Here is a 16,433-nt window from a genome sequence, read left to right as displayed (position 1 = left end):
CTTTAGGGTCTTCTTTTTTTTATCAATTATTTACCTCACATAGAGTTCTTTCTGTAGGACATAGTATCAGTATGGGAGGTGAAATATGAAAAAAAGCTATCGTATTTGGTCGCTTTTGCCAATACTTTTCTTTACTTTATTCTTTGCAGGTCTACCTACTTTTGCTCAAAAAACCTCTGTTGTTCCACTCGGTCAATCGATTCAAATCGATCTTCAGTATGGAGCTGTATTTCTAAGCCACGATGTCTTGTTAACGGACGATTATTGGTTACGAACCGGTGATGCTATTCACCAAGTAAACGACCAAACGATAACGAATATAGAAGATGTAAAAACCGTAGTAAAAGACAAAGAGCAAATTATTCTTCAGTATGAGCGTAACAAAAAAATGTATACAAAAGAAATTTATTCGGAACAGATGTTAAAACTTCTTCCTTTTCTAAGAGATGCCACAGAAGGGATTGGTACTTTAACATATTTTGATCCAACCACAAATGAATTTGGGGCATTAGGTCACCAAATAGTGGATCATACTTCCGGAATCACGCCAAAGTTTTCACAGGGTTCGATTTATTTGTCTTCTATTGAGCAGATTAAAAAAAGTATACCGGGAAAACCTGGGTATAAAATTACTTCTCATCAGTCCAATACTTCCCCACTTGGCGGTGTGAATGAAAACAATGTGTATGGTGTGTTCGGGAAGTTAGAGAAAAATGCATTGGAGAATATACCTATGCAACAAGTAGATATTGCAGAAAAAGAAGAAATAATGACTGGTGAAGCAATAATGCGCACTTCCATCGATGGCGAAAAAGTTCAAGACTTCACTATAAAAGTAACGTCAGTAGATGGGCATGTTTTTCAATTCACTGTTACCGATGAGAACCTCATTCAGAAAACGGGTGGAATCTTGCAAGGTATGAGTGGAAGTCCAATTCTGCAACAGGAGAAATTAATTGGTGTTGTGACTCATATGTACGTAGATAAACCGAAAAATGGGGCAGCATTAGCAATTACTGAAATGATGAAAAAAAATCCTTAAGATTGAGGATATTAATCGGAAGGCTACACCGAATTATGGTGTAGCCTTTTTTCTTTCCTACATATACAATGGAAATAGAGATAATTCGACAAAGTTGTTGAAAGATTTAACATTATGTCAGAATTCAACGGAAACGTATTCTAAAAGACTTATTTTTCAAAAAAATAAAGGATGTCGTCTAAAAAGAGCGAATAGTATCTAAGTCAAAATATACTAAAGGTGGATGAATTTATGGAGAAAATTAAAATTGCAATTGTGGATGATAACAAAGACTTGATTCGTACAATGGATTCTTATTTTGATCAACATCCAGATATAGAAGTAATAGGTACTGCTGTAAATGGTAAGCTTTGTTTGGAAATGTTAGAAACCATTAATCCGGATGTTTTATTACTAGATATCATCATGCCACATTTAGACGGTATTGCAGTTTTGGATTCATTACAAAAAGATGATAAACTAAATGGCATTCAAGTAATTATGCTAACTGCATTTGGTCAGGAAGATGTGATGAAGCAAGCGGTGGATTTAGGAGCTTCCTATTTCATGTTGAAACCTTTCGAATTTGAAAGACTTGTGACACAAATTAAACAAGTTGTCGGTAGAAAAGGCACTGTTCAAGAAGTTCCAGCAAAATCAAATCCTGAAAAAGAAGCAGTGCAAAACAAACGCATGATAGATAATATTATTACAAATGTAATTAAGGAGATTGGAGTACCTGCACATATTAAAGGCTATTCTTATTTAAGAGAAGCCATTCAAATGGTCTACACCGATATCGAGTTACTTGGTTCTATAACGAAAGTATTATATCCAGAAATCGCTAAGAAATTCCAAACGACACCATCACGTGTAGAACGAGCAATTCGACACGCAATCGAAGTTGCCTGGAACAGAGGAAACTACGAAACAATCTCGAAAATGTTTGGCTATACAGTGCATCATTTAAAGTCGAAGCCGACGAACTCAGAGTTCATTGCAATGATTGCAGATAAAATTCGTATGGAAAATATGGCTAGTTAAGGTTACTTTTAGCTTTTAAATATAAGAATATCTCAAATTGAGATTTCGGAATCTATACCAGCAAACTACTTTTTGTACACAATAAATCTAAATGAATAGTTGCAAAATATGAAACACCTTCATTTACAAGTTTTCCTTCAAGTGAGTAGAGGTGTTTTTTGTTATGCCTGATTTAGTAATTGTTTGTTTGACTATTCGCTTACCGTTCAACTTATTTAAGTAATCTCTATATAGAACTAAAGTACTAAAAATAAATTAGAATTATAAGTTATTTTCAAATTTTCTAGGTATTAATAGGGATATTCAATTGTATGACCCTTTTTTCTAACCTACCATTATTAATGGGGCGTATAATGAAGAATGAAGGGGTGTGTGCGAATAATGATTATCGAAGAAAATGATGATATGTCGCTATTAGAAGATAGTGGACGAGTATACATTACGATTAAAAAAGATGGTTTTAACTTAAAGAAATTTGATGAAATGACTCGAAAATATCCGCGTTTAAAAGTATCTAATTTTATGGCTGTCAAAAAAGCTGTTGAAAGTAAATCTCATGAGGCAATTGAGATTGGCACTTGGATTGAAAGTATGGAACTGGATATTAGTGCAGATAAAATGCAAGCGCTTATTACATTTTATGAATCTCAAGCATATATTCATGAGAATATTATAGATGTTCAATCAGCCATTCAAAAATTATTAGTGGAACATCATATTACCTACGGTCAACAACCATTGGATTTTTTAACGATTAAGACAGGGAAATCATACATAATTGCACAAGGCTTACCTCCTCAAAAAGGGGAAGATGCGAAAATCTCCTACTTATCGCAGGCAGAAAAAAAACCTGTTATTAATGAGGATGGTAAAGCAGACTATTTCGACATGAATTTTATTGTCGAGATTGAAGAAGGCTCTTGGTTAGGAGAAAAAATTCCTCCGAAAAACGGAACTCCAGGAAAAAATATTATGGGAGAGCAAGTACCCGCTAGCCCCGGAAACGATCTTCCATTAAAGTATGATACGAAATGTGCCTATGAAGTTGAAGAAGGTGGTAAAACAGTTCTTCGTTCTAAAACAAAGGGTGTCATCGGCGAAGTAAATGGCCTGCTGTCGGTTCAAAAGCATCTAATAGTGGATGGTGATGTTGGATTGGAAACAGGAAATTTAAAGTTTGATGGGTCTATTCAAGTAAAAGGAACAATTATGCCAGGTTATTCTGTGATCGCATCTGGAGACGTTTCAGTAGAAGCTAAAGAGGGTGTAAATTCAGCGGAGCTAATCAAATCTACAGAAGGGGATGTCTTCATAAAGGGAGGCATTTTTGGGCGTGGTGTTACCAAAGTAGAAGCACATAAGAATATTTATATTAAACATGCAAATGAATGTTCACTTGAGGCGAAAGAAAATATTCAAATCGGATATTATGCTTTAGGGTCTACAATATTTGCAAATGAAATATTTTTAGATGAACGTAAAGGAAAAATTATTGGTGGTAAAGTGATCGCGATCAATTCTATTACAGCAGCATATTGTGGAAATAGCTTAGAAAGAAAAACAGAACTCATTGTTCAAGGTATTGATCGCAAAATACTAACGGAAAATGCGAAAATACATGCTGAAAAAATGATGAAGCTACAAAATGAACTGACGAAACTGAATGTCCAGGTCAGCCAATTAAAACAATTAGAAAATACGATGTCCATCCAGCAAATTGCTGTATATGAACAAACAAAGCAAAAATATAATAATATGCAACAAGAAGTAAAAGAAATAGATGCGGAGATTCAACGTATCTTAAAAATGTTGCGACATACTGGGGATTATTATATTAACATAACCAAGGAAGCAAATGCGGGTACAATAATTCAGATTGGCAATAAGTCTTCTATGCTAGCAAGTCGAACAAATGGTAAATTTAAATTAGAAAATGGGGAGTTAAATGTCTAAAATACCTGTATATGCACATCGTGGATACTCGGTGAAAACAGTCGAAAACTCCATGAAAGCCTTTAAAAGAGCGATCAAGATTGGAGCAGATGGCCTTGAATTAGATCTTCAACTATCAGCGGATGGTGTTGCATTTGTCACGCATGATATAGATTTTTTTCGATTAGCTGGAAATAAGCGCCGTATTACGGATATGCTGGCAGAAGAAGTATTGGACCTCAAATTAGGGAGAGTTTTTTATCGTAAGTTTTTCTATAGTCGAGTGCTGACATTCGATGAATTTTTACAGTTTGTCGCACCAACAGGCATCAAGCTTAATGTTGAACTAAAAGAATCCTTTCTTGGCAAAAAGGAAAAAATTAAAGAAGTCGTCGAAAAAACAAAAGGGATTGCCGATGTCCATTTTTCTTCCTTCGAATTTAGCATATTAGAAACGATCCATGAGATGCAATGGGATACCCAAACGGCCTTTATTGGTAAAAAAAATTCTGAATGGGATTACGTGTTATCGTTAAAAGAATTAGACGCTATCCATTTAAACAAAAAATTCTATGATTCTGAACTCATGCACAAAATATGGGGTGCTGGTTTTCCAATACGTTTCTACAATGTAAAAGGAAATGAAAAATATATCGAGCATCCACATGAATCAGTTATTGGATGGATTACCGATTATCCTAAGAAAATATTGCAAAGACAAAAAAGACGCTGACTATTATTACAAGTCTGCGTCTTTTTTCTTTTGAAATCGTGGAGCAACTTTTCCGTTTTTTCGATCTCTGTTTAATAAAAATCCAGCAAAAAAGCCTAATCCTAAAACAGTGAAAATAATTCCGCTTATAAATTGAATAGCCAAGCCCCCGATAGGGAGAATTTGTAAACCGAAAAAAGTATCTCTCATTAATTTAATCCCAAATGCTGCTAAAATTCCAGGAATTAATAACACGATTAAAGCCGCTAAGCGAGCCATTTTCTTCACTCCTGTTCCTACCAATATAATTTTACATGCAAGAATTTGATTGTCAATGAAAGAAACTTGCGTTATGATAAATGAGAAGTGCAATTAGTTGCAGAACAAAAACGGGGGTGTGCATATTTTTGCAAAAATACTTATTGTAGGTGCAGGTAAAGGTGGATATGCACTTCTGAAGTTGATTGAGCAAGCCGATTACCTACAAGTAACTGGTGTTGTAGATATCAATGAGGAAGCTCCTGGAATGATTTACGCTAAACAGAAGGGAATTCCGACTTATACAGATTGGACAGTTCCGTTAAGTGGTGACATTCAAATAATCTTTGATGTGTCAGGACAAAAGAAAGTGTTTCAAGCGCTTCTAGCCAATCGGCCTGCCGCAGCTGTTTTAATACCAGGTGGGATTGCAAACTTAATCGTTACATTAATTGAAGAGAAAAATGATTATATTCAAATCATTGATCATAAAACGATGATGCAAGAATTAATTTTTAATTCCATTGAAGAAGGTATGATTGGTATTGATGACCAAGGCATTGTAAACTTTTTCAATAAAAGTGCGGAAAAGATGACGAAAATGCCTGTAGAGGAAGCAATTGGGAAGCATGTACATGAAGTTATATCATTAAGCGAATTACCGAGAATATTCGAAACTGGTCGTTTCGAATTAAACAAAGAACTGACTCTTGAAAGCGGTACCAAAATCGTTACCTCTAGGTATCCGATGATTAATGAGGAAGGGAAACGAGTCGGCGCATTTGCCGTGTTCAAAGATATTTCGGAAGTTGTTCGACTTGCAGAAGAAATTACAAATTTAACGGAAATTCAAAAAATGTTAGAAGCTATTATTTATTCAAGCGATGATGCTATTTCTGTAGTAGATGAAGAGGGCAAAGGAATTCTGATTAATCCAGCTTATACCCGTATTACTGGTTTTAGCGAAGAAGAAGTGATTGGTAAACCAGCAACTGCGGATATTTCGGAAGGAGAAAGCATCCACTTAAAGGTGTTGCAAACAAGGAAGCCGATTCGTGGAGTAAATTTAAGAGTGGGAGAGCAGAAAAAAGATGTAATTGTGAATGTTGCACCAATTATTGTCAACAACCATCTGAAGGGTAGTGTCGGTGTTATACACGACATGACTGAAATGAGATTGTTAATGAAAGAACTCGACCATGCTCGTACGCTCATTCGAAATTTAGAATTTAGTTTTTCTTTCGAAGATATTATTGGGAAATCCGAACAAATTCAGTTCGCTGTTAACCAGGCAAAACTGGCAGCTAGTGTCCCAGTGACCGTTCTTCTAAGGGGAGAAGTCGGTTCAGGGAAAGAATTATTTGCACATGCGATTCATACCGCAAGTAATAGAAAATATAATCAGTTCATTCGAGTAAATTGTAGCTCGCAAGAAGAGCATCTTCTAGAACGGGAATTATTTGGATACGAAGAGGGTGGAACAAGTTACCTTGGTCTTTTCGATGAGGCGAATAATGGTACCATTTTCTTAGATGAAGTTGGTGAACTGACGAATAAAACACAGGCAAAGCTCCTAAGGGTTCTAAGAGAAAATGCTATAATTCGAGTAGGCGGCACCACTTCTATTCCGGTGGACGTTCGAATAATAGCGGCAAGTTATTTTAATCTGGAGAAACTGATGCTGGAAGGAACATTCCGAGAGGATTTTTATTTTCAGTTAAATCGAATGCCTATTCATGTGCCAGCATTAAGAGCTAGGAAGCAAGACATTCCATTAATTGCAAATCATCTCCTTGTTAAATTAAACAAAGAATTTGGACGTAACATAGAGGGATTTACCAAATCAGCGATGGAAAGCTTGCACTTTTATGATTGGCCAGGTAATTTAAGAGAACTGGAGAACATTATCAGTCGAACAATGATTTTCCTAGAAGCACAGGATCGAATAATAGAAGAGCATCACTTACCAAAGTATATTTTGGCTATGTCGGATGATGGCAGTGATGAAGAACAAATAGGGACGCTTGCAGAACAAATGGATGTTATGGAGAAAAAAGTATTATTGAATGCTCTCCGAGTTTGTGAAGGCAATAAATCACAGACAGCTAAAAAGCTGAACATCTCACTCCGTACCTTATATTACAAATTAGAAAAATATCATTTAGATTAACGTGATTTTTACATGGGGATGTTCAATCACTGGAAATGTTGGCGATTTATTCAAAGGGGTTTTAAACATATAAATTTTATTTAAACTACATGGGGATGTAATTTAAGAATATAATCATTTTCAAAAAAATATATAATTTCTTAACTACTAGGAGGAACTACAAATGGAAATTTTTAAATATATGGAATCTTACGATTACGAGCAATTAGTATTTTGCCAAGATAAAACATCAGGTCTAAAAGCAATTATCGCTATTCATGATACTACATTAGGACCAGCACTTGGTGGAACGCGTATGTGGAATTATGCTTCAGAAGAAGAAGCGATTGAAGATGCACTACGTTTAGCTAAAGGGATGACATATAAAAATGCAGCTGCTGGACTTAACCTTGGCGGCGGTAAAACTGTAATCATCGGAGATCCATTAAAAGATAAAAATGAAGAAATGTTCCGTGCGTTTGGTCGTTTTATCCAAGGGTTAAATGGTCGTTATATTACAGCAGAAGACGTTGGGACAACTGTTGCAGATATGGATTTAATTCATGAAGAGACAAATTATGTGACGGGTATTTCAGAAGCATTTGGTTCTTCGGGTAATCCATCTCCAGTAACTGCTTACGGCGTGTATGTTGGGATGAAAGCAGCAGCAAAAGAAGCATTTGGTACAGATTCACTTGAAGGAAAAACTGTTGCTGTTCAAGGTGTAGGGAACGTTGCTTACACACTATGCGAGTACCTTCATAAAGATGGTGCTAAACTGATTGTAGCAGACATCAATCAAGCTTCTGTTGACCGTGTAGTAAATGCTTTCGGTGCTGTACAAGTAAGCGTAGATGAAATTTATTCGCAAGAGGCTGATATTTTCGCACCTTGTGCACTTGGTGCAATTATTAATGACAACACAATTCCACAATTAAAAGCAAAAGTAATTGCAGGTTCTGCAAACAACCAATTAAGAGAGTCAAAACATGGAGATTTAATCCATGAAATGGGTATCGCTTACGCACCAGATTACGTTATTAACTCGGGTGGTGTAATAAACGTTGCAGACGAATTGTATGGCTATAACCAAGAGCGTGCGATGAATCGTGTAGCAGGTATTTATGATAAAATTGAACGTATCTTTGAAATTTCCAAACGTGATGGAATCCCAACATATGTTGCTGCGGACCGTTTAGCGGAAGAACGCATTGCTCGAGTGGGCAAATCACGCAGTCAATTTTTACAAAACGGAAAACATATATTAAATGGCCGTTAATCAATAATTTCATCGAGTAACAAAATGGCCGACTTTATAGAAACTTGTAAAGCGGCCTTCTTAAATGGAACACTAAGGGGATGTTAATCTTGGCAAAAGAATATGATGTAGTCATTATTGGTGGAGGTACAGGCGGGTATGTCGCTGCTATTCGATCGGCACAGCTTGGCTTAAAAACAGCGATTGTTGAAAAAGGGAAACTAGGTGGCACATGTTTACATAAAGGCTGTATTCCAAGTAAAGCATTACTTCGAAGTGCGGAAGTATTTAAAACAACAAAAAATCACGCTGCAGATTTTGGTGTCATCACAAGTGAAGTTACTTTAGATTTTAGTCGTGTGCAAGCACGAAAAGACTCTATTGTAGATCAATTACATCAGGGTGTGCAGGGGTTAATGAAAAAAGGGAAAATTGATGTGTACGAAGGCACAGGTAGAATGCTTGGGCCATCTATTTTTTCTCCATCCCCAGGTGGAACAATCTCAGTAGAAATGAATAACGGGGATGAAAATGAAATGCTTATCCCGAAAAACGTCATTATCGCTACTGGATCTAGACCACGAACGTTGCCAGGGTTAACAATTGACGGAACAATAGTGATGAGCTCTGATGAAGCATTAGCAATGACGGAATTACCAAAGTCGATTTTAATCGTCGGAGGCGGTGTTATTGGAATCGAATGGGCTTCTATGTTAAATGACTTTGGCGTAGAAGTAACTGTTTTGGAATATGCTGATCGCATTATACCAACAGAAGACAAAGATATTTCAAAAGAAATGCAAAAGTTACTAGGGAAAAAAGGAGTAACATTCGCTACAAGTGCAAAAGTACTTCCTGAAACACTAGAAACGACAGATAGCCAAGTAACGATTTCAGCAGAGATGAACGGAGAAACAAAAACATTTACTGCAGAGAAAATGTTAGTTTCTGTTGGGCGTCAAGCAAACGTTGAAGGAATTGGTATTGAAAATACAGATATTGTTATCGAAAAAGGATATATTCAGGTATCAGAAACATTCCAAACAAAAGAATCACATATATACGCAATTGGTGATGTAATTGGTGGACTTCAGCTTGCACATGTTGCAAGTCACGAAGGAATTACAGCAGTTGAGCATATTGCAGGTAATACTATAACGCCAATTGACTACAACTTAGTATCACGCTGTATTTATGCGAGTCCAGAATGCTCTAGTGTAGGAATCACTGAACAACAGGCGAAAGACCAAGGTTTTGATGTGAAAGTAGGTAAGTTCTCTTTCAAAGCAATCGGCAAAGCACTTGTATACGGAGAATCAGATGGGTTTGTGAAAATCGTTGCAGACAAAGTGACGAATGATATATTAGGAGTTCATATGATTGGACCACACGTAACCGATATGATTTCGGAAGCAGGTCTTGCGATGGTACTCGACGCTACACCATGGGAAATTGCTCACACGATTCATCCGCATCCTACTCTTAGTGAAGTCATGGGAGAAGCAGCGTTAGCGGTAGATGGTAAAGCTATTCATATGTAAAAAGGGGGAGTTCTATATGACAACAAATCGTCACGAAGAATTAGGTTTAACAAATGAAGATGTGTTAAAAATGTTTGAAACGATGTTAATGGCGCGTCGTATTGATGAGCGTATGTGGTTATTAAACCGTGCTGGGAAGATACCTTTTGTTATTTCATGTCAGGGTCAAGAAGCAGCTCAAGTTGGGGCAGCATATGCTTTAGACAATACAAAGGATTATATTGCACCGTATTATCGTGATATGGGTGTTGTATTACATTTCGGCATGACGGCTAAAGATCTAATGCTTTCTGCTTTTGCAAAAGCGGAAGATCCAAACTCAGGTGGACGTCAAATGCCTGGTCATTTTGGACAAAAGAAAAATCGCATTTTAACAGGCTCTTCACCCGTTACAACTCAATTACCACACGCAGTTGGGGTAGCATTAGCTGCAAAAATGGAGAAAAAAGATTTTATTACATTTGTAACGCTCGGAGAAGGATCCTCTAACCAAGGAGATTTCCACGAAGGGCTAAACTTCGCTGGAGTTCATCAGTTACCATGTATCACAATGGTTGAAAATAATAACTATGCGATTTCTGTACCATTTGAACGCCAAGTGGCAAGTAAAACGGTTGCAGACCGTGCATCTAGCTACGGTATGCCTGGTGTTACTGTGGATGGTAAAGATCCAATTGCTGTATATAAAGTGGTAAAAGAAGCAGCAGACCGCGCTCGTAATGGAGAAGGTCCAAGTCTAATTGAAGCAGTAACATACCGATTAACTGCTCACTCGTCAGATGATGATGATAGACAATACCGTACTGCTGAGGATATTGCAGAAGGAAAAGCGCTAGATCCACTTATTACGTTTGCTACTTATTTGAGAGAACTTGATATCTTATCGACTGAATTAGAAAAAGAAATCAATGATCGCATTATGAAGGAAGTAAACGAAGCAACTGATTATGCAGAAGACGCACCATATGCAGCTCCAGAAGATGCACTTAAGTACGTATATGCGGAAAAAGACGGGGGGAATGCATAATGGCAATCATGTCTTATATCGATGCAATAACACTTGCAATGAAAGAAGAAATGACTCGTGATGAACGCGTTTTTGTTTTAGGAGAAGACGTTGGGCGTAAAGGTGGCGTATTCAAAGCAACGAATGGTCTTTACGATGAGTTCGGAGAGAACCGTGTGCTAGATACACCTCTTGCAGAATCTGCTATTGCAGGAGTTGGTATTGGTGCTGCAATGTACGGCCTTCGTCCAATCGCTGAAATGCAATTTGCTGATTTCATTATGCCTGCTGTGAACCAAATTATTTCTGAAGCATCACGTATTCGCTATCGGTCTAATAATGACTGGTCGTGTCCAATCGTTTTTCGTGCACCTTTCGGAGGCGGAATTCATGGTGCTCTATATCATTCACAATCCGTTGAAGCAGTATTTGCAAATCAGCCGGGGTTGAAAATCGTTATTCCTTCCACGCCTTATGATGCAAAAGGTCTATTAAAAGCAGCAATTCGCGATGAAGATCCAGTAATGTTCTTCGAGCATAAGCGTGCATATCGTCTGATTAAAGGGGAAGTTCCTGAAGAAGATTATACGATTGAAATCGGAAAAGCAGATGTAAAACGAGAAGGGGAAGATATTACAGTAATTACGTATGGTCTTGCTGTTCATTTTGCACTTCAAGCGGCGGAGCGTTTAGAAAAAGACGGAATTTCTGCCCATATTCTTGATTTACGTACAATCTATCCGCTAGATAAAGAAGCGATTATTGAAGCCGCTTCTAAAACTGGAAAAGTACTACTTGTTACGGAAGATAACAAAGAAGGAAGCATTATTGGTGAAGTTGCGGCAATTATCGCAGAGAACTGCCTATTCGATTTGGATGCACCAATCATGCGATTAGCTGGACCAGATGTACCTGCGATGCCATATGCACCAACGATGGAAAAATTCTTTATGATTAATCCAGACAAAGTCGAAAAAGCGATGCGCGAGCTAGCTGCATATTAATAGGAAGGAGGATCTAACATGGCACTAGAACAAATCAAAATGCCTCAACTTGGGGAAAGTGTAACAGAGGGTACAATTGAAAAGTGGTTAGTTAAACCAGGCGATCACGTCAATAAATATGATCCACTAGCTGAGGTAAATACGGATAAAGTAACTGCTGAAGTACCTTCTTCCTTTACTGGAGTTATTAAAGAACTAATTGCAAGCGAAGGAGATACTCTTGCAGTTGGTGAAATAGTTTGTACGATTGAAACCGAGGGTGGGGGTTCGGAGGAAGTAATTGAAGCTGCTCCGGAACAACCAACAGCAGAAACAGTCAAACCTGCAGAAGTGCAAACACACGTTGCTCCAATTCAGCGTGAAAAAGGCGCAAAAGCTCGTTATTCTCCGGCAGTACTAAAACTATCACAAGAACATGGTATAGACCTTACTTTAGTCAATGGGACCGGCAATGAAGGACGGATTACGCGTAAAGATTTGCTTAAGATTATCGAAAGTGGTGAAATTCCAGTAGCTGCTCCAGCGGAAACAATCGCTGCACAGGCTCCTGTAGCATCTCAAGCTTCAGCACCTGCACCAAAAGCTGCTGCGCCGGCAAACGTTCCTGTTGCAGTTGGAGATATTGAAATCCCAGTAACAGGTGTTCGTAAAGCAATTGCAGCCAATATGCTACGCAGTAAACATGAAGCACCACATGCTTGGACAATGATTGAAGTAGATGTTACAAGTCTAGTTCAATACCGTGATTCTATAAAAAATGAATTCAAGCAAAAAGAAGGCTTCAATGTAACATACTTTGCATTCTTCGTAAAAGCAGTAGCGCAAGCATTAAAAGAATTCCCAATGATGAATTCGATGTGGGCTGGCGACAAGATCGTACAGAAAAAAGATATTAACATTTCAATCGCAGTTGCAACAGAAGAGGCACTTTTCGTTCCTGTCATTAAACAAGCAGACGAAAAAACGATTAAAGGTATCGCGCGTGAAGTGACTGAGCTTGCTGGAAAAGTACGTGCCGGCAAGTTGAAATCGGAAGAAATGCAAGGTGGTACATTCACTGTAAACAACACTGGGTCATTCGGTTCTGTTCAGTCAATGGGCATCATCAACTATCCACAAGCAGCAATTCTACAAGTAGAATCCATCGTAAAACGTCCAGTCATTATGGATGGTGGTATGATAGCTGCTCGTGATATGGTCAATCTTTGTCTATCTCTAGATCACCGTGTCCTAGACGGCTTAGTGTGCGGTCGCTTCCTAGCGCGTCTGAAAGAAATATTAGAAAACATTTCGAAAGAAAATACATCTGTTTACTAAAATAAATTCAAAAGACGGAGCTCCCTAATCTCGATTTAGGAAAAGCTCCGTTTTTTTTCGGTAATCGTGTTGTAGTGGTTCGTCCGTCACTCTCCATAGCTACTTATAATAGAAGTGCCAAAGCTTTTGGAGATGAAAGAATAAGCACTTTCCTATTTATACAGTAAGCAACCAAAGATGCAATTTTGGCTGCTCAGACCTTCTCTATCGTATTTCCGCCTTTTCGATTGGAAGGAAGTGTCCCTTTTCTATATAAAATCACTATATTCCGGCAATAACTTTGCAAAAATAAGCAAGGAACGCATGTTAGAAAGCGATAGAGTGCCCGAAATTGCATCTTCGGGCACTTCCGCTATGAATAGAAAGGTCCTATTCTTTTATATTCCAAATAGTAATGATGTAGTGAACATTTCGTCCAAAGAGAAGCAAAAACGTACAAGTGCAAATAGGACCCTTACGCATTTCTTGTGAAATTAGCACTCGGAATTGAATCTTAAATAATGAATAAAAGCTACTCTCTATAGGGAGTAGCTTTTATATAATCAATTACCTCCGCGTTCATCAACATAGTGATTATGTTGTCCATCCTTTACTTGGAGTATTTTCTTCTCTTCTTCACCTAATTTTTGAGGTTCCAAATACTTTTCACTTACACCTTTTTTATTCGTAGAATTGTTGAATAAACTAGTCATTTTATTATTTTTCACTTTATAACCTCCTTTTTAGTGATATCAATTTTTAGTATTTCCACAGACTAGACAAATAGTCATGAATTTTTTAATAAAATTTCTTTATAACTATCAGGACTTTAATTAAGATAATTGAGCTACAGGGGCAGCTCTTTCTTGTTGAGCTAGAGTAGCTGTAAAGCACCAATAAAATGCTATAATCTTATTGAAATAAAAAGTGAAATAGTTTCAATAAAATAGAAGGAGTGAAATTAATGATTAATAAAGTCGGTCAAATTATGTTGTATGTAAATAACCAAGATGAAGCAGTGAATTTTTGGACAGAAAAAGTAGGATTTAGTGTAGTTTCTGAAGAAGATAACGGTCAAGGAATGAGATGGATTGAAATTGCTCCATCAATGGAAGCTGAAACAAGTATTATACTCCACAATAAGGAATTAATTGCTAAAATGGAGCCTCAATTAAATCTTGGAACACCTTCTTTGATGTTTTTTACAGAAAATGTTGATAAATTACATGAAGACTTATCAAGTAAAAATATCACAGTCGGAGAAATTGTAGATATACCTTCTGGTAGAGTATTTAACTTCGCAGATAGTGAAGAAAATTACTTTGCGGTCATGGAAAAAAGGAAATAACATTAGAGTAGTTGAAACACCGTCCTACAATGGACGGTGTTTCATATTATTTACTGAATAAAGCACTATTAACCACTCTACAACATGGATACAGCACTACTAAAATCTTCCTATAATCAGTTAGTTTAAATATTATATTGATACATGATGATTGTAACGACGCTTCAAGTCCCTTTTATTTACTTTTACTTCAGAGTTCGATAGATTTGATCACGAGGACAATTGTTTTCATTGAAAATGTTATCGAGCATAAATAAAAGGGGCGATAGATGAATGAGATTAAGTGTACTTGACCAAGCACCCATTACAACGGGCAACACGGCTGCAGGAGCGCTAAAAAAAGCGGAAGAACTTGCAGTTTTAGCAGATGAATTAGGCTATCACCGTATGTGGATGGCTGAGCATCATGGAACAGGTGCTTTTGCAAGCTCCGCACCTGAAGTTATCACAGCACATTTAGCAGCGAAAACGAACAATCTTCGTATTGGAACTGGTGGCGTCATGATGATGCATTATTCTCCGCTGAAACTTGCGGAAGTCTTTAAAACACTAAGTGCTTTTTCACCTGGTCGAATTGATTTTGGCGTAGGCCGTGCACCAGGAGGAGATAACCATTCGATGTATGCCCTTTCCGAAGGTCGACAGCCAATGCTGAACAATATGTATGAAAAGCTGGAAACTGCACTACAACTTATAAATGATGAAGTGCCAGAGGATAGTTTATATAACCGAACGATTGCAACTCCATCGAATATTGTTTTACCAGAAGCTTGGTTACTTGGCTCAAGTGGGAATAGTGCCGTTCAAGCTGGGCGTAAGGGTGTCGGATACTCATTTGCACAGTTTTTCCAAGGTGGAATGACGCCCGCCATTTTAGATGCGTACCGCAAGAATTTCCAGCCATCTGCGTTTATGGATAAACCCGAAATTAACGTCACATATTTAGTAACGGTTGCGGAAACAAAGGAAGAGGCAGAGTTCGAAGCATTGCCACAGGACATTGCACGTCTCTCTTTAATGAAAGGCCAAATCTATCAAACTTTAACACCAGAGGCTGCTCAAGATTATCCATTAACGGAAATGGACCGCATGATGATTCAGGAAAATCGTAAAATTCATTTAGTCGGAGCAGCTAAAGATGTAGCGACTATTTTACAAGAGGAACAAGCCCACTATGGCTTTGACGAAGTAATGATATGCAGCATTCCGCACTCGCAAGAAAAACGGTTAAATGTGTATCGTTTACTTGCAAAAGAATTAATGTAAGGTATGGGGAGACACGCTCTTTTTGAGCGTGTCTTTTTGTTTTGGGAATGGATGTCGCTTTGGAGGTGGTGTTTGTCGTGTTCGGGTGGTCAATTGTCGCTTTCGCACTGCTGTTTGTCGCGTTCACTTCATGAAATGTCGCGCTCGGCCATTAATTCCCTGTTGAAATAAGAACAAATGTTCTATATAATGAGTGAAAAAGGATGAGTGATCAAAATGGCTAACTTCGAGGAAGATTGGAACCGACTAGATTTATCTCAAGTGCGTGACAGAGGGTCGAAAAAATGGGTAGCCATGATGCTGCCAGAGCATGTGAAAATGCTTCGAGACTACAATGAAGAGATAAAGAAAGTAGCACGTCCCGATTTAAATGAGTTTGACTACGAAGCAATTCAAGAGCAAATCGAACTTGCGATGAAAAGAAATGTGGAAATCAAAATCAAACGATGGAAAGAAGGCGAATTTCTGTATAACCGAGGCACTATCCAATGGATTGATTTAACTAAACGAACAATTGAAGTGGAAGATCCATTCCGTTGCTTTGAATTAAAAATAGATGAAATTGTAGATGTGACTATATTAGAATGATCTAACAAAA

General features: G+C 37.6%; 15 protein-coding genes. 13 read left to right on the top strand and 2 right to left on the bottom strand.

The window, feature by feature from the left end; all coding sequences use genetic code 11:
* Positions 1-85 precede the first annotated feature (85 nt).
* From MHB48_RS12340 to MHB48_RS12325, 4 genes are all read left to right on the top strand, one after another.
* Positions 86-1,042 (top strand): SpoIVB peptidase S55 domain-containing protein, encoded by a 957-nt coding sequence (locus MHB48_RS12340; protein ID WP_342598359.1) that lies wholly within the window; start codon positions 86-88, stop codon positions 1,040-1,042.
* A 231-nt stretch (positions 1,043-1,273) separates the two neighbouring features.
* Positions 1,274-2,065 (top strand): sporulation transcription factor Spo0A, encoded by a 792-nt coding sequence (gene spo0A, locus MHB48_RS12335; RefSeq protein WP_342598358.1) that lies wholly within the window; start codon positions 1,274-1,276, stop codon positions 2,063-2,065.
* 381 nt (positions 2,066-2,446) lie between these two features.
* Positions 2,447-4,018 carry a FapA family protein gene (locus MHB48_RS12330; RefSeq protein WP_342598357.1) on the top strand — a complete coding sequence of 524 codons (1,572 nt, stop codon included), beginning with the start codon at positions 2,447-2,449 and terminating at the stop codon, positions 4,016-4,018.
* Positions 4,011-4,730 (top strand): glycerophosphodiester phosphodiesterase family protein, encoded by a 720-nt coding sequence (locus MHB48_RS12325; RefSeq protein WP_342598356.1) that lies wholly within the window; start codon positions 4,011-4,013, stop codon positions 4,728-4,730. Before MHB48_RS12330 ends, MHB48_RS12325 begins: the two co-directional genes overlap by 8 nt.
* A gap of 6 nt (positions 4,731-4,736) precedes the next feature.
* Here MHB48_RS12325 and MHB48_RS12320 read toward each other — a convergent pair whose 3' ends face one another.
* Positions 4,737-4,988 (bottom strand): DUF2627 domain-containing protein, encoded by a 252-nt coding sequence (locus MHB48_RS12320; protein ID WP_342598355.1) that lies wholly within the window; start codon positions 4,986-4,988, stop codon positions 4,737-4,739.
* 97 nt (positions 4,989-5,085) lie between these two features.
* Here MHB48_RS12320 and MHB48_RS12315 point away from each other — a divergent pair, with 97 nt between their 5' ends.
* From MHB48_RS12315 to MHB48_RS12290, 6 genes are all read left to right on the top strand, one after another.
* Entirely contained in the window at positions 5,086-7,137 is a 2,052-nt protein-coding gene (locus tag MHB48_RS12315; protein WP_342598354.1) for a sigma 54-interacting transcriptional regulator, read from the top strand.
* Positions 7,138-7,300: 163 nt separating this feature from the next.
* Positions 7,301-8,395 carry a branched-chain amino acid dehydrogenase gene (gene bcd, locus MHB48_RS12310; RefSeq protein WP_342598353.1) on the top strand — a complete coding sequence of 365 codons (1,095 nt, stop codon included), beginning with the start codon at positions 7,301-7,303 and terminating at the stop codon, positions 8,393-8,395.
* Between the two features lie 89 nt (positions 8,396-8,484).
* Complete coding sequence (gene lpdA / locus MHB48_RS12305) at positions 8,485-9,915, top strand: dihydrolipoyl dehydrogenase (protein WP_342598352.1); 1,431 nt, start codon at positions 8,485-8,487, stop codon at positions 9,913-9,915.
* Positions 9,916-9,931: 16 nt separating this feature from the next.
* Positions 9,932-10,942, top strand: coding sequence for a thiamine pyrophosphate-dependent dehydrogenase E1 component subunit alpha (locus MHB48_RS12300; RefSeq protein WP_342598351.1), 1,011 nt, complete (start codon positions 9,932-9,934; stop codon positions 10,940-10,942).
* Positions 10,942-11,925: an alpha-ketoacid dehydrogenase subunit beta gene (locus MHB48_RS12295; RefSeq protein ID WP_342598350.1), complete on the top strand. Its 984-nt coding sequence runs from the start codon at positions 10,942-10,944 to the stop codon at positions 11,923-11,925. The genes MHB48_RS12300 and MHB48_RS12295 overlap by 1 nt, the downstream gene beginning before the upstream one ends.
* A gap of 18 nt (positions 11,926-11,943) precedes the next feature.
* Entirely contained in the window at positions 11,944-13,242 is a 1,299-nt protein-coding gene (locus MHB48_RS12290) for a dihydrolipoamide acetyltransferase family protein (RefSeq protein ID WP_342598349.1), read from the top strand.
* Positions 13,243-13,784: 542 nt separating this feature from the next.
* Here the strand turns inward: MHB48_RS12290 and MHB48_RS12285 are convergent.
* Positions 13,785-13,949 carry a hypothetical protein gene (locus MHB48_RS12285; protein ID WP_340921739.1) on the bottom strand — a complete coding sequence of 55 codons (165 nt, stop codon included), beginning with the start codon at positions 13,947-13,949 and terminating at the stop codon, positions 13,785-13,787.
* A gap of 236 nt (positions 13,950-14,185) precedes the next feature.
* Here MHB48_RS12285 and MHB48_RS12280 point away from each other — a divergent pair, with 236 nt between their 5' ends.
* The 3 genes from MHB48_RS12280 (at position 14,186) to MHB48_RS12270 (ending at position 16,423) form a co-directional block, all read left to right on the top strand.
* Positions 14,186-14,569 carry a VOC family protein gene (locus MHB48_RS12280; protein WP_342598348.1) on the top strand — a complete coding sequence of 128 codons (384 nt, stop codon included), beginning with the start codon at positions 14,186-14,188 and terminating at the stop codon, positions 14,567-14,569.
* A 273-nt stretch (positions 14,570-14,842) separates the two neighbouring features.
* Complete coding sequence (locus MHB48_RS12275) at positions 14,843-15,835, top strand: LLM class flavin-dependent oxidoreductase (protein ID WP_342598347.1); 993 nt, start codon at positions 14,843-14,845, stop codon at positions 15,833-15,835.
* A 216-nt stretch (positions 15,836-16,051) separates the two neighbouring features.
* Positions 16,052-16,423, top strand: a complete 372-nt coding sequence (locus MHB48_RS12270; RefSeq protein WP_342598346.1) for a YolD-like family protein — start codon at positions 16,052-16,054, stop codon at positions 16,421-16,423.
* Positions 16,424-16,433: the final 10 nt, after the last annotated feature.

This window comes from Psychrobacillus sp. FSL H8-0483 (genome assembly GCF_038637725.1).
In the GTDB taxonomy this organism is placed as follows: Bacteria; Bacillota; Bacilli; order Bacillales_A; family Planococcaceae; genus Psychrobacillus.
Note: the sequence above shows the minus strand (reverse complement) of the source record. Positions and strands in the feature narration are given on the sequence as shown.

What these genes read in the sequence shown, in the direction of transcription:
- spo0A (WP_342598358.1), top strand. Translation starts at nt 1,274, where the DNA reads ATGGAGAAAATTAAAATTGCAATTGTGGATGATAACAAAGACTTGATT.
- MHB48_RS12275 (WP_342598347.1), top strand. Translation starts at nt 14,843, where the DNA reads ATGAGATTAAGTGTACTTGACCAAGCACCCATTACAACGGGCAACACG.
- MHB48_RS12325 (WP_342598356.1), top strand. Translation starts at nt 4,011, where the DNA reads ATGTCTAAAATACCTGTATATGCACATCGTGGATACTCGGTGAAAACA.
- MHB48_RS12280 (WP_342598348.1), top strand. Translation starts at nt 14,186, where the DNA reads ATGATTAATAAAGTCGGTCAAATTATGTTGTATGTAAATAACCAAGAT.
- MHB48_RS12300 (WP_342598351.1), top strand. Translation starts at nt 9,932, where the DNA reads ATGACAACAAATCGTCACGAAGAATTAGGTTTAACAAATGAAGATGTG.
- MHB48_RS12270 (WP_342598346.1), top strand. Translation starts at nt 16,052, where the DNA reads ATGGCTAACTTCGAGGAAGATTGGAACCGACTAGATTTATCTCAAGTG.
- MHB48_RS12340 (WP_342598359.1), top strand. Translation starts at nt 86, where the DNA reads ATGAAAAAAAGCTATCGTATTTGGTCGCTTTTGCCAATACTTTTCTTT.
- MHB48_RS12295 (WP_342598350.1), top strand. Translation starts at nt 10,942, where the DNA reads ATGGCAATCATGTCTTATATCGATGCAATAACACTTGCAATGAAAGAA.
- MHB48_RS12320 (WP_342598355.1), bottom strand. Translation starts at nt 4,988, where the DNA reads ATGGCTCGCTTAGCGGCTTTAATCGTGTTATTAATTCCTGGAATTTTA.
- MHB48_RS12290 (WP_342598349.1), top strand. Translation starts at nt 11,944, where the DNA reads ATGGCACTAGAACAAATCAAAATGCCTCAACTTGGGGAAAGTGTAACA.
- bcd (WP_342598353.1), top strand. Translation starts at nt 7,301, where the DNA reads ATGGAAATTTTTAAATATATGGAATCTTACGATTACGAGCAATTAGTA.
- MHB48_RS12330 (WP_342598357.1), top strand. Translation starts at nt 2,447, where the DNA reads ATGATTATCGAAGAAAATGATGATATGTCGCTATTAGAAGATAGTGGA.